Annotated in this window: 14 protein-coding genes; 13 read left to right on the top strand and 1 reads right to left on the bottom strand. The window is 70.7% G+C overall.

Features of this window, described 5'->3' with window-relative positions:
- Window positions 1-162: 162 nt before the first annotated feature.
- Window positions 163-909: a DNA-methyltransferase gene (locus tag AC0682_RS30805; RefSeq protein ID WP_047471334.1), complete on the bottom strand. Its 747-nt coding sequence runs from the start codon at window positions 907-909 to the stop codon at window positions 163-165.
- A gap of 579 nt (window positions 910-1,488) precedes the next feature.
- Between AC0682_RS30805 and AC0682_RS30800 the strand changes: the two genes are divergently transcribed.
- The 13 genes from AC0682_RS30800 (at window position 1,489) to AC0682_RS30740 (ending at window position 13,205) form a co-directional block, all read left to right on the top strand.
- Window positions 1,489-2,634, top strand: a complete 1,146-nt coding sequence (locus AC0682_RS30800) for a C40 family peptidase (protein ID WP_478536492.1) — start codon at window positions 1,489-1,491, stop codon at window positions 2,632-2,634.
- Window positions 2,635-2,723: 89 nt separating this feature from the next.
- Entirely contained in the window at window positions 2,724-3,032 is a 309-nt protein-coding gene (locus AC0682_RS30795; RefSeq protein WP_023421641.1) for a DUF6112 family protein, read from the top strand.
- Window positions 3,032-3,712, top strand: coding sequence for a hypothetical protein (locus AC0682_RS30790; protein ID WP_453742715.1), 681 nt, complete (start codon window positions 3,032-3,034; stop codon window positions 3,710-3,712). Before AC0682_RS30795 ends, AC0682_RS30790 begins: the two co-directional genes overlap by 1 nt.
- Window positions 3,713-3,740: 28 nt before the next feature.
- The gene (locus AC0682_RS30785) at window positions 3,741-5,150 is read left to right on the top strand and encodes an SCO6881 family protein (protein ID WP_478536491.1); all 1,410 of its coding nucleotides are present in this window, start codon (window positions 3,741-3,743) and stop codon (window positions 5,148-5,150) included.
- Between the two features lie 133 nt (window positions 5,151-5,283).
- Window positions 5,284-6,750: an SCO6880 family protein gene (locus AC0682_RS30780; RefSeq protein ID WP_478536490.1), complete on the top strand. Its 1,467-nt coding sequence runs from the start codon at window positions 5,284-5,286 to the stop codon at window positions 6,748-6,750.
- A 25-nt stretch (window positions 6,751-6,775) separates the two neighbouring features.
- On the top strand, window positions 6,776-7,228 hold the full coding sequence (locus tag AC0682_RS30775; RefSeq protein ID WP_478536489.1) for a DUF6238 family protein: 453 nt from the start codon (window positions 6,776-6,778) through the stop codon (window positions 7,226-7,228).
- Window positions 7,229-7,254: 26 nt separating this feature from the next.
- Entirely contained in the window at window positions 7,255-8,760 is a 1,506-nt protein-coding gene (locus tag AC0682_RS30770; protein WP_478536488.1) for an ATP-binding protein, read from the top strand.
- A 32-nt stretch (window positions 8,761-8,792) separates the two neighbouring features.
- Window positions 8,793-9,488 (top strand): hypothetical protein, encoded by a 696-nt coding sequence (locus AC0682_RS30765; protein ID WP_478536487.1) that lies wholly within the window; start codon window positions 8,793-8,795, stop codon window positions 9,486-9,488.
- A 130-nt stretch (window positions 9,489-9,618) separates the two neighbouring features.
- Entirely contained in the window at window positions 9,619-10,182 is a 564-nt protein-coding gene (locus AC0682_RS30760; RefSeq protein WP_478536486.1) for a hypothetical protein, read from the top strand.
- A gap of 97 nt (window positions 10,183-10,279) precedes the next feature.
- On the top strand, window positions 10,280-11,041 hold the full coding sequence (locus tag AC0682_RS30755) for a hypothetical protein (protein WP_478536485.1): 762 nt from the start codon (window positions 10,280-10,282) through the stop codon (window positions 11,039-11,041).
- 25 nt (window positions 11,042-11,066) lie between these two features.
- Window positions 11,067-11,564 carry a hypothetical protein gene (locus AC0682_RS30750; protein ID WP_478536484.1) on the top strand — a complete coding sequence of 166 codons (498 nt, stop codon included), beginning with the start codon at window positions 11,067-11,069 and terminating at the stop codon, window positions 11,562-11,564.
- 158 nt (window positions 11,565-11,722) lie between these two features.
- The gene (locus AC0682_RS30745; protein ID WP_478536483.1) at window positions 11,723-12,448 is read left to right on the top strand and encodes a hypothetical protein; all 726 of its coding nucleotides are present in this window, start codon (window positions 11,723-11,725) and stop codon (window positions 12,446-12,448) included.
- Between the two features lie 91 nt (window positions 12,449-12,539).
- Window positions 12,540-13,205, top strand: coding sequence for a hypothetical protein (locus AC0682_RS30740; RefSeq protein ID WP_478536481.1), 666 nt, complete (start codon window positions 12,540-12,542; stop codon window positions 13,203-13,205).
- The last annotated feature ends 177 nt before the right edge of the window (window positions 13,206-13,382 follow it).

Raw genomic sequence — 13,382 nt, 5'->3', positions numbered from 1 at the left:
TTGTATAGGAAGCGGGTGGGGAAAGGGGGGGGGGGGGGGTGGGGGGGGGGGGGGGGGGGGGGGGGGGGAGGGGGGGGGGGGGGTGGGTCCTGCCCCCCCCCCCCCCCCCCCCCCCTCTGGCGTCTGTGGGCCGCCGGCCCTGGCCTCTCTCCGCTCTCACGCTCATGCCTCCGGTCCGGCCAGCTCGAAGTCGTCCTTCGTCAGTTCGGCCCGCAGCCGCTCCTCGGCGACGTCGGCGTAGTGCGCGGACAGCTCGACGCCCACGAAGCGGCGCCCCTCGCGCAGGGCCGCGACCCCGGTGGAGCCGCTGCCGGTGAACGGGTCAAGGACGGTGCCACCCTCGGGGCAGACCTGGACGAGCTGCTGCATGACCTCGACCGGCTTCTGGGTGATGTGAACCCGGCCCTTGCGGGGCTGGGAGGCGATGTAGTGCCCCGGCAGGTAGAGATCGCGGGTGTTGTCGAGGGAGCCCTTGACGCCCCAGATGATGAACTCCGAGTCCTGCTTCGGCCCGCCCTTGCGGGGCCGGCTGGACGGCTTGATCCACGGAATCGTGCCGCTCCAGGTCCATCCCGCCATCTGCAGGGCGTCGGAGGTGGTCGGCTCCTGTCGCCAGTCGGTGAAGACCATCGCGACCGCGTGCTCGGTCGAGGCCCGGTACGCCTCGGTGAGAAGTTCGGTGAGCCAGGAGCGGTAGGAGCGCTGGTCGCGGTTCTCGCCCGGGAAGTTGGCGAGGTCGTGCGCCGAGTTGCTCGTGACGTACTTAGCGCGAGCGGTGCGGCCGGTTCGATCGGAGCTGGTGCGGCCTCCGGAGTTGTACGGCGGATCGGTGATCACCGCCTGGACGCTCTCGTCCGGGAGGGACTTCAGGACGGTCAGGGCGTCGCCTCGGTGCAGCGTGTAGCTCATGGGGGGGCCTCTCTTCGGGCGCGGCGGAGTCTGGACCTGCTCCGGACAGCGCTCAACGGCGTGCATCCGGTGCGAGGTTGCAGCGGAGGTTAACGGCGAATTCCGGCCGCGCCTAACGAGGTGGCCCCCTGCTTCGGGCCCCTGGACGGCAGTCGTTTGGCGCGGCCGGAATCCCGGTCTACTGTCTCGCCGTGCCACCGGGAAGGAGCGCCGCTTCACCCCCGTTGAGCTGTGCTTATCCGTGCTGTCTCGTCCAATCGAGCTGCGTCGGAGGCATGTTGCCCATCTGCCCGCGAGCGCCGTGAGGAGGCCCCTGTGCACTGCCTGAGATTACGAGCGCGGCTGGCTGCCGCGCGTGACCTGAAACCGGCGTCCGGGAGCTACCAACTCCTCTGACCCGGGCCCGCCGAGAGGCGGATGCACATCGGCGCGGTGCCGACGGCTTTGCACGAGAAGTCGGCACCGCGTCTCCTTCGAACACCGAGGAGCCGCTGCGATGCAGCATGCCCTGACACACCCGCGCCCCGACCCACCTCCCTCGACCGGTCCGCACCGCCGTCGCGCTGAACGGCGGCGGCCGTGAAGAAGACGACGGGAGCCCTCGTCGGTCTGTGCGCCACCGGACCACTCCTGCTGGCACTGCCGATCCTCGGCATCGGTGCCCGGACCGCCTCGGCTTCGTGCTCGACCGACGGTGCACAGGGTGTGGACGCCTCCGCCGTCGCCAAGCAGGTGAAGGCCATCCTGGACGGCGGCGACAAGGGCTCGGTCTCCGTGCCGGGCCTGGACGCGCCTGCCGACCAAGTGCCCAACGCCAAGACGATCCAGGCCACGGGCGTCGCGATGAACATCCCCGCCCGAGGGCAGGTCGTCGCCCTGGCGACCGCACTGCAGGAGAGCGGCCTGCGAAACCTGACCTACGGCGACCGCGATTCGCTGGGTCTCTTCCAGCAGCGGCCGTCGATGGGCTGGGGTACGGCCAGCCAGATCCTCGACCCGGTGCACGCCTCGACGAAGTTCTACGAGGGGCTCAAGAAGGTCTCCGGCTGGCAGTCCCTCTCTGTCACCCAGGCCGCCCAGGCGGTACAGAAGTCGGGCTTCCCGGAGGCGTACGCCAAATGGGAGCCGCTCGCCACCGCCTTGCAGAAGGCCATCGAGCCCCTGCTGCAGAAGGCCGGCGGCGCATCGCCGAGCCCATCGCCGTCCGGCTCTGCCGACACCGGCAGCCCCTCTCCCGATTCCGCGGGGGGTTGTTCGGTGGACGGCGACGGGACGGACTTCGGCACCATCCCGGCGGGTGCACTGCCGAAGGAGTACAAGATTCCCGCCTCCGCGCCGCCGAAGGTACAGACGGCGATCCGGTGGGCGCTCGGCCAGCTCGGCACCCCGTATCAGTGGGGCGGCACGTGCACCGACTCCCACGGCAAGAACCCGATGGGCCGCTGTGACTGCTCCTCCCTGATGCAGGGCGCGTACAAGGCCGCCGGGGTCACCCTGACGCGGACCACGTACACGCAGGTCAAGGACGGCAAGGCCGTCTCGGTCGATGCCCTCAAGCCGGGCGACCTCCTCTTCACCGAGGGGACGGCCGCCGTACCGGAACACGTCGGGATGGCGATCGGGCAGGGCCTGATCGTCCACGCCCCGCACACCGGTGACGTCGTACGGATCACCACCGTCGCGTCCTGGAAATCGCGGATTCTCGCGGCCCGCCGAGTCGTCTGACCGGCGCTCCTCCCCCTCCTCACCTCCCCCTCGCACCGCTGGTTCGCCCCGCCGGGCTTTGGCGTGCGCGTACCCGAACTGGAGTTCCCATGTATCTCGCTGACCAGGTCATACAGCTCGCCTACGACCCCGGAATCAAGCCGAACGAGGGCGGGCTCCCTGGCCTCAACGTCCTCAAGCAGGTAATGGGCTCGATCAACCTCTTCGGGCTCATTGCCGTGGTCGGCGCTCTCGCCGTCAGTGCGGGCGTGTGGGCCTGGGGTCACCACTCGGGTGGTCACCAGGCCGAGGCGAACGGGAAGAAGGGCGTGCTGGTAAGCGCGGGCGCGGCCCTTCTGCTCGGTGCGGCCAACGGTGTGGTGGCGTTCTTCTCGACGCTCGGGACGCAGGTCCACTGATGGCTCAGCACTCCACCCACCCCGGCGGCGCATCTCGCGTGCGCCGCCGGGCGCTGCTCGGCACTGCCGTCCTGGCGGTGCTCGTCGCCCTCGCCGGCCTGGCCGCCTACCTCACCCGCGAGGGCCGAAGCCCCTCCGATACTGCGGCGCCACCGCCGAGTTCGCCCACGGCGTCCTCGTCGTCCGCGGCACCGTCCGGGCCGCACACCCGGCCCCGCGCTCTCCCCGTTCCGCCGAAAACCCACGACCCGATCACGTACGGGAAGGCCGCCGCAGCAGCGCTGTGGTCGTACGACACCCGCGCGTACTCGCAGCCCGAGCTGCGCAAGGCGCTGCGCGGCTGGCTGACCACGGAGTCGAAGTACGCCGATCCGGCCTCCGTCGACCAGGTGGTCCCCTCGGCCGTGCTGTGGAGGGAGATGGCCGCCAATAAGCAGGTCGCCACCGCCAAGATCAACGAGGGGCACTTCCCGCACGCCTTCACCCAGGCCCTCCAGGACGACCCCGGGGCGATCACTCAGGCGTACGTCTACGCCGTCACGGTCTCCGGCAAGCAGTCGATTCGCTGGAAGGGCTCGTCTGCCGGTGGCGCGGAGAGCCGTTCCACCACCCTCGCGGTCCAGTGCCGGCCCAACCACCCTTGCGCCCTGGTCGGCGTCATGCCGTCCGTCGCGCCCTGACCCTCGCCCCAGAACGGAGGTACGACCCATGGGAGTCTGCGACTTCCCGCTGATGGACAAGGTGTGCGGCGCCGTCGACTTCGCCACCAACCCCGCCGGCACCGTCACCGACGGTCTCGGCGCGTGGATCGCGAAGTCGGCGGGCGAGCTGGCGTCCAGCGCGGCCGACCTGGCCGCCAAGGCCGTCAACAAGACGACGGCCATCGATCTCAACGCCGGGTGGTTCCGGGACAACTACGAGCTGTTGCTGCCCATCGGCCTCGCCCTGACCGTCGGCATCTTCTGCATCCAGCTCATGACCGCGGCCTGGCGCCGAGACGAACGTGCCCTCGCCAAGGCGGCGTTCGGCACCATGACCGGGGTCCTGTTCAGCTTCTCCGCCATCGCCTTCACGACCGTCGCCATCACCGTCGTGGACGCGCTGTCCGACGGCCTCTTCAAAGCCGCCAACACCTCGATCGACGACGCGATCCGCCGCGTGATCAAGGTTGACCAGATGGGGGCCATGTACGGCCTCGGCTGGGGCGTCCCTTCCTTGGTCGCCTTCGGGTGCGCGATCGGCGCCTTCCTCTACTGGGGCGTGATGGTGGCCCGCAAGGTCGGCGTACTGATCATGGTCGCGCTCGCGGTGTTCGCCGGGGCGGGCGGCGGCTGGGAAGTCGCCAAACGGTGGCGGCGCGGCTGGATCGAAGCCACCGGCACCCTGATCGTCTCCAAGCTGTTGATGACCGTGGTCTTCCTGATCGGCGTCTCCGCCATGGGCAAGACCGACGCCAGCGACGGAATGGCGGCCCTGTCCGACGCGATGGCCGGCATCGTCGTGATGGTCCTGGTGTTGCTCTGCCCCTACGCGACGTACAAGTTCGTCCACTGGGCCAGCGACGGCGGCGGCCACGACGACATGCACCGCACCGGTGTCGCCGGCATGGCGGTCGCCGCAGGAGCCGCGAAGACCGCAGGCAGCCTCGCACTGCGGGCCGGTACCGGCGCCCCCGCTCCGCAGGGTCCGAACCAGGTCCCGGGCGCGGGCACCGATGGCGTCGCCTCCGGCATCAACCCCTCCGGCGGCAACCTCAGCAAGGAGGGCATCGACGCCGGGCCGCCCAAGCAGCAGACCCGCTTCCGGTACGGCGAAGACCCGAACGCGAGCGGCGACAAGGGCCGGGCTCTGATCCAGCGCCCCGGAATCCCGCCGCTGATCACACGTCCTGGCGAGGACGAACCGGAAGGGTCCGAATCGACTGCCCAAGGCGTTGCGAGCGGCTCCGGTCACCTCGCAGCCGCATCGGCTCCGGGCGGCGACATGACCTCCATGCCGCCAGCCGACACCGGACCTTCGGCCTCGGGCACTCCGGCGTCCGCGTCCGGTCCGTCGGCCACCGGCTCCGCGACACCGACGAACTGGGTTTATCCCACCCAGCCGCCGTCGGGTTCCTAACGCACATCCCCGGGGGCGGGCCGCACTCCACGGCCCGCCCCCCGCCTACCCGCCAGCAGAAAGGTTTCGCGATGACGTCCAGAAGAGCGCCGCGCGCCCCGTCCTCCGCCCGCTCCCACCGTCTGGAACCACCATGTCCGGCAAGCACCAGTCCTCCACTCCCACCGTGAAGTTCCCGCACCGCAGCAGGCGCGGCGTCCTGCTCGGCCTGACCGTCACCCAGTTGGCCGTCGCCGGACTCACCGGCCTTCTCCTTCTCGCCGTGATCCTCGCCCGCGGTGTGGTCGGCGCCCTCCAGCTCATCCCGCTGTGGGCCGTGATCGCCCTGCTCGTCTTCGTCCGCCACCGAGGCCGTGCTCTGGCGGACTGGGCCCCGATCGTCGTCCGGTACGCGCTGCGCCGGATGCGAGGCCAGCTCGTCTGGCTCACCCGGCCCTCCCGCCGGCCGACCCGCGAGGGCCTGCTCCACCTTCCCGGCACCGCTGCCAGCCTGCGCGTGACCACTGCTCCCGATGGCAAATACGGCGCCGTCCACAACCCGCACACCGGGACACTGACCGCGGTGGTCAAGGTCTCCTCCCGCGCCTACGCCCTGCTCGACCCGGGCACCCAGCAGGCCAACGTCGGCGGCTGGGGACGCGCTCTGGCGGCCCTCGCCCGTACCGGGCAGATCGCCCGCATCCAGGTAATCGAGCGCACCATCCCCGACTCCGGCGACGCGCTGCGCCGCTACTGGGAAGAGCACGGCCGACCCGACACCCCGATGGCCGGCGCGATCTACAACGAGCTGATCCAGATCGCCGGCCCCGCAGCAGCCCCTCACGAGGCGTACGTCGCGGTTTCCCTGGACACCAAGGCGGCCCGCCGGCTGATCAACCAGGCTGGCGGCGGTCTCACCGGTGCCTTCAGCGTCCTCGCCCAGCTCACCTCCACGTTCGACCAGGCGGCGCGAACCGCCGGTCTCACCCCGACGGGCTGGCTCACCGCCCGCGAAATCGCCGCCGTGGTGCGCACCTCCTACGACCCGAAGGCGCTGGCGACACTCGACCGCTGGTCCACTGCCGGTCGCCCCGAGGCCGAGCCCGCCGCCGCCGGCCCCGTCGTGGTCGTCGAGAAGGCGGACCACATCGCCACCGACTCCGCCGTGCACGCCACCTACTGGGTGGAGAACTGGCCGCGCACCGAGACCAGCGCCGGCTTCCTGCACCAGCTCCTGTTCACCGGCGGCGTCCGGCGCACGCTGTCGCTCTCCTACGAGCCGAAGAACCTCGACGCCGCCCTGCGCGACGTCCAGCGCAAGAAGTCCAGTGTGATCGCCGACGCCGCCGAACGCGCCCGGCGCGGTCAGGTCGACTCCGAGGCGGACTCGATCGAGTACCAGGACATCAAGTCCCGCGAACGCCAGCTCATCGCCGGGCACGCCGACGTCGCCCTGACCGGTCTGCTGACCGTCTCGGCCGACACCGAGGACGAGCTGCGCACCGCCTGCGCCGTCGTGGAGACCGCCGCTGTCGGCGCCCAGCTCGACCTCCGGCCCCTGACCTGGCAGCAGGCCGAGGCATTCACCGCCGCCGCCCTGCCGCTCGCGCTCGCCGCCTGACCCTCCCCTTCGAAAGAGCACCCTCATGTCCCGCACCGCCAGCCCGACCGCGCAGGACTTCGTGCCCTTCGCCACCGCCGCGCTCGACTTCCACCGGGCACTCAACATCCCGGGCGGCCCGCTGGTCACCACCCGAGCCGAGCTGGACACCCTGCACACCCACCTCGTCTCGCTGTACGGGCTTCTCGACGCCCACGCCGGTCGCACCGGGCAGCTCGTCGCGGTCGAGGGCGACCAGCTCCGTACCGCCCGCACCCGCATCTGGCAGGCCGCCGAGCACCTCCACGCCGCCTACCACGCGGCACCCCGGCCGGAGTCCGGCGAGATCCCCGAACCGGAGGCGTGCCAGGCCGGCCTTCCCGAGGGAGCACCGGAACTGACCATCTGCCAGCGCCACCAGCGCACCGCTCATCTCGTGCGGCGGCGCACCACCCCGGCCGACCTGCACGCCCCGTTCACCGGCCTCGTCCGCCGCTGACCCACCCCTCACCTGGAGAAACGCTCATGCCCCGTACCCGCGCCAGCGCCTCCCCTCTGTTCGTGCCCCGTAAGACGACACGCGCCGAGCAGCGGGCCGCCCGAGCCGGTTTCACCGAAGCCCGCCGCCAGGCACGCCTCGCCGGAAACCCGCCCAAGCACCGCGCCGAGCAGACCCTCGACCCGGATCTGCGGCCCACCTACCCCCTCGCCGGTCGCCCCGGTCCGGCCTCCGCCCGCGGCGGCAAGCTCGCCCTGCCCGCCCACCGGATGACCACCGCCACAGCCAGCGGCGCCTACCCGTTCGTGGCCGAGGGCGGCCTGGGCGCCGAAGGGGTGTTCATCGGCCGCGATGTGCACGCGGAGGCGGCCTTCTGCTTCGACCCGTTCTCCCTCTACAACAGCGGCCGGATCGAGGGCTTCACCAACCCCAACGCGGTCCTGGCCGGAATCATCGGCATGGGCAAGTCGGCGCTGGCGAAGTCGATCGCCACCCGGTCGATCGCCCACGGCTACCGGATCTACATCCCCTGCGATCCCAAGGGGGAGTGGACCGGTGTCTCGCAGGCCCTCGGCGGATACAGCATCGCCCTGGGCCCGGGGCTCCCTGGACGGTTGAACCCGCTGGACGCTCCGGCCCGCCCCGCCTCCGTGAGCGAGGAGGACTGGTATACGGAGGTTCGCAAGCGCCGTCTGCTGCTGCTGGCCAGCCTCGCCCGCACCGTGCTGAAGCGCGACCTGCTGCCGATGGAGCACACCGCCCTCGACCTGGCCCTGGATCTGGTCGTCGCTGGCGCCGCCGCCCGGGGCACGGTGCCGCTGCTCGGCGAGATCGCGCACGTACTCGGCTCCCCCGAACGCCTCGACCACGCCCTCGGCCACCAGGCGGGGCACCTCGGTTCAGCCGCCCAGGACCTCGCCCACGCCCTGCGACGTCTCGTGCACGGCGACTTGAGCGGCATGTTCGACGCGCCGAGCACCGTGTCGTTCGACCCGACCACACCGATGCTGTCCATCGATCTCTCCCGTCTCGGCGGCTCCGGTGACGACACGGCACTGGTGCTCGCGATGACGTGCGCGAGCGCGTGGATGGAGTCGGCCCTCAGTGATCCCGATGGTGGTCGGCGCTGGGTGATCTACGACGAGGCGTGGCGGCTGATGCGGCACGTCGGGCTGCTGGAGCGGATGCAGAGCCAGTGGAAGCTCTCCCGAGGGCTGGGCATCGCGAACCTGATGGTGATCCACCGGCTCAGCGATTTGCTCTCGGCGGGCGACGCCGGCTCACGCGGCCGGGTCCTTGCCGAGGGGCTCCTCGCGGACTGCAGCACGCGCATCATCTACCGCCAGGAGCCCGACCAGCTCGCCGCCGCTGCATCTTTGCTCGGCCTGACCGGCGTCGAGACCCAGGCGGTGTCCGCCCTGACCAAGGGCCGAGGTCTGTGGAAGGTCGCCGGCCGCTCCTTCATCACCCAGCACATCCTCCACCCGGCCGAGCGGGAGCTGTTCGACACAGACGCCCGCATGACCGCCTAGCCCAACGACCAGCACAGCAACAGGAACCGATCATGTCTGCTTCCTCCACTCCTTCCTCCGGTGACAACCAGCCGTCGCAGGCCACCGACCCTTTGGCGTGGCGACGACACCTCCCAGCACTGGCCTCGGCCGCCGCCGGGATCAACGAGGCGTGCGACGCCTGGGACGCGGTTTCGGACTCACTCTGCGACGCGGACGGCTGGCCGCTGGACGACAAGGTCTACGGGGACGGCAAGGTCAAGCGGGACGCCGAAGCGTGGAAGCACGCCGAGGTGTTCCTCGACCACGGACCCGAGGTGCTGGCCGGGGTCCGCGCCGCCGCCGACGGCCCCGACTACGTCGAGGGGCCGATCAGTGACGACCTCCGTCGGATACGCGGGATCGACACCATCCTGCTCCGGGCGGAGGAGCTGCGGCACGAATGGGACGGCGTCATGGCCCTTATGGACGGTTCGCAGCCGAGCGTGCTCCACCTCTACCAGGAGCGTGCCGAGGAGCACCGCAACACCGAAGGCTGGCACTACTCACACGAACTGGGTTCCAAGGGACCGGCGTTGGTGCGCATTGGCGAATACCTCGCTCACAGGGCGGACACCGAACGGCCAGCGCAGACCGAGCGGGCGCGCGTCGCCCTGACCCGCTCGACGCACAAGCCCCCTGCCGTGTCACCTGCTTCGCCCCAGGTCCCGCCGGCATCGCATCCGCCGGCTCCCGGTCGCTCGCGGTGATCCCTAGCACGCAGTCACGGCAGCGCCAAACTGCCCGATCACCGGATCCTCATGGACCACCGCAATGCTTCAAGCTCCACGCCCCCGTCGGCTCCCGCCGTGCGGCGGGGCGTTCGCAACGGAGAACTCCATGCACCACGAAACCTCGCCCCTGACCGCCACATCCGATCCGCGTCGCCTCCAGGCTGCCCTCCGTTCAGCGCTCGGGCAGCGCGGCCTGGAGGGCACCGTCGAGTACGGCCTGAGCGACTACATCGTCCACGCCGAGCTTCCCGACGGCAGTTCGCTGATCATCTCGCCGCCGCAGGAGCCTCCCTCCGAGCACCCCGAGTCCCCGGAAAGCTGGATGGTCACCCGCCACCGGTCCGTCGAGCCTGCCGTCTACGAGGTGATCTACGACTCCGAGCCGGACGGTCCGCATGCGCGCCACGGCGGCAGCGTGCCGGATCTCCTCTCCGCTGTCGACGCCCGCCTGGACCAGCTTGGCGTACCGACACGCCAGGAGCAGGAACGTTCCGGCGAGGCGCGCGCCGCCACCGTGCTCCCGCCCGACTCCGCTCCATCCCGGGCGAGGGTCGCTCTCGCCTCTTCGCCGTCGGTCGGCCAGCGCGTGCTCCCGACCGGTCCGCCGCCGGAGTCTTCCGCGCGGGCCGCGCCGCCGTCGGCCAGTTCCTCATCCGCCCCCCGGCTCTGACCGACCGCGATCCAGGAGTCCTCCGTGCACCGCACCCTCAGAACTGATCCGCCCATCGCCCGCACCTGTAACTGCACCCGCCTCGGATGGATCTGCCATGCCCAGCCACTACGACGTGCCGCCCGACCTGGCCTTCGGCCACCACCCCGTCCACGGCATCGTCGCCGCGAACCCGAAGAACCTCGCGGCCAGCACCTGGATGCTCAGGGGATTCGACTTCCATCCCGTCCCCGACCAGCCGACGTTGTACGCGCTGGCCGACCAGAACCGTGACGGGCACGGCCGTACCAGCCGGGCCATCGAGCTGCTGCGCAAGGCCGGATACCAGGTCGATGTGGACGCCGCACTTGACCCTGCGCTGGCGCCCGACACGGCACAGGTACGCGACCGCGGTCCGCTCGGTGAACCAGACGTCGCCTTCGCCGATCACCCGCAGCTCGGCATCGTCGCAGCCCTCGACGACCGTGTCTCCGGCCTCAGCGGGCTCGCGCTGGTGGAGGACGGCTGGCGGCACAACTCGAGCCTGGACATCTACACGCTCCCCGCGACCACCGATCGCGTCGAGGCGCTGGGGAAAGTCGCCGACGCCACGGTGGCCCTGCACCGTTCGGGGCTCCAGGTCGCAGTGCAGCCCCGCCTCGCTCAAGAGGTGACGGCTCGGCCCCGCCCTGCTGCCACGCCGGCCGCCGGCCGTGAGCGCGGCCGTGGTCCCGCTCGCGCGTCTCCGTTGAGCGCCGCCGCGCTCGCCGCCAGCCCGGCCCGTGCCGGTATCCCGGGCAGGGCGCCGGTCCCCGCCGCCGTCACCACACCGGCGGTCCGGCCGGTTGACCCCCGCATCGCGTACTCCCGCGACCGCTGATCCAATTCCTCAAGGAGGCCCTTCCATGGCCGTGAAGACGATCTGGCCTATCGACCACACCTGCGGTCACCATGCCGACCGCGACTTGTCCGACCGTCCGGCCGACCGCCGCGCCGGCTTCGCCGAGTGGCTCGCCAGGCAGGAGTGCACGGACTGCTGGCGCGCCTCGAACGAGGGCGACGAGCAGGACAAGGCCGCCTGGCTCAAGGCGAAGCGCGCCGAGGAGCAGACGGCGTCCGAAGCCTGGTCCGAGCAGTACCGGATGCCTCCCCTGGAGGGGACCGAGCGGGCCGTTCCCTGGGGCGTGCGCTGTCGTCACCAGATCCTGACCAACGCCTACACCGCACTGGTCACCGAAGGCACGACCAGCGAAGCGGAGTGGGCGGAGATCGAGGAGAACGCTCGTACGGTGACCCGTGCTGGGTGGTGGATAGACCAGAGGTCGTCCGAGCCCGAGGACCTCGCCGAACTGCTCATGGCCGCCACCGGGGCCGACCGGCCGACGGAGAATCCCTTCTTCTGACCGACCGGGTGCCCTGCTGCGGCGGGGCGCCCGGCTGACCGCCGCCGTGCGGCCTCTACCAGCGATTCTCGGCCGGACCAAACCCCGGATTTGCTGGACGCTCTGCCCACTGGCCCACTTCCGACGGGTCCTTCGCTCCCTCTGCCCCGGAGACTTCCGTGCCTACCTCGATCACCATCACGTCCGAGTTCAGCGGCAGCGTCGTTGCCAAGGGCGCTACTGATGACCTCTCCGCGCAGCTCCTCCGTCACGCCGGTTTCAAGCAGATCGACGACTGGCACGGCCGACGCCATCGCCTGCCCACCACCACTCCGCTCGCCGACCAGGCCGCCATCGCCAGCCATGCGGCCGAGATGCTTCGAGCCGCTCACTATGACGTCACCCTTCCGCCGTCTCTCGACACGGCCCGGATGAGCCCTCCGGTGCATGCGCTGGGGCCCTACGCCGCCGGAGCCGAACTTCTCAGCATCACGGACCAGATCCGTGCGGCCGAAGACGGAGCCAGCCTTCAGCGGGCAGTTGACCACCTCCTTCACCCCGAGCACGGTGCGCTGGAGCGCGTCCGGGAGGCGCTGGAAGCAGCGGGAGAACAGGTCAACGACCTGGACGACGACGCGTATGCGCTCGCCGACCGGTTCGGCTTCGCCTCGGAGTTCGTCAGCTCGGCCCAGTCCGAACTCGTCGATTCCGAGGCCGAGCTACGCCGCGTCGGCGCCGCGTCGACGAGCTACTCCGCAGCACGGACCGTCCGTGATCACCGTGGTGCCGCTCTGGCCACTTCTCCTGCGGCGAACCAGGCCAAGGTCTCCTCGGCGTCCAGTTCCCAGACGGCGCCGCTCACTACGACGGGTCACCCGCCGCGCGCCGCAACCCCCCGACGGTGACCCCGGCGGCTCTCTTCGCCGTCGGCCACCAGTACGTCGCGCGTCCCCGCTCGACCCACCCGTCAAAGACCACTCACCCGAAGAGGCAAACGTGCCCGAGTACCACTCCAGCATCGGCGAGGCCGTCGGTGCGGCCATGCAGCACAACATCCGGCTCGCCCACCGCAGCGCGGCACCGGGCTCCGACAAGCCGCTGCAGGTCAGGCACCTGCCCAGCGCTTCCGCCGATCCGTACTCGGTCCGCGGAATGATCTCTCGCCTCCACGAGGACGCCTCGCCCGATGAGGTGGCGGGCATCATTGAGGAGGTCAACGGCGCACTGGTCGGGGCTCTGCCCGAGCTGACCGAACTCGTCGCCTCGGCCGCCGACTGGACTCGCGCCCGTCTCGACTTCGACGACCCGCATCACCATCCGACTTTCGAGACGTGGACACGACTGGCAGCCGCGTACGGGATGCTCCAGGACGTCCGTGAGCAGTTGGAAGTCGCCGAGGACGGTCTCGCTGCCTGTCCCGCAGAGCGCACGGACCCCCGGCACCACCAGATGGTCAACGTCCTGCGCAGCCGGGAGTTGCTCGACGACGTCCTCGGTACCGAGGCTGCTCCTGTGCCGTCCTCTGCCCGGAACGTCGATTCAGACCGGCAGCGGGCGGCCCACGCCTCCTCGCCGCGCGCCGGAACATCGCCGTCGACCGGCAGTCCACCGGCCACCGCAGCACCTCCGCCCGCGCCTCGTTCTGCCGGCCGACCCCGCTGAAACATTCCGCCTCAGACGTCCAGGAGTACCCCATGAGCTGCACGAGAGCCGAGCGCGCCCCGCCCCCGCCCGCTCACACACCCAAGGAACTTCCCAATCGTGTTGTCAAGCCGCTCCCGTGACGGGAGGTGAAGTGTGAAAGCACTCTCCGTCACGGATCATCGCCCACAGGACGTT

It is taken from the genome of Streptomyces sp. NPDC043746, assembly GCF_056436485.1.
This window is presented reverse-complemented; position numbering and strand designations above follow the sequence as displayed.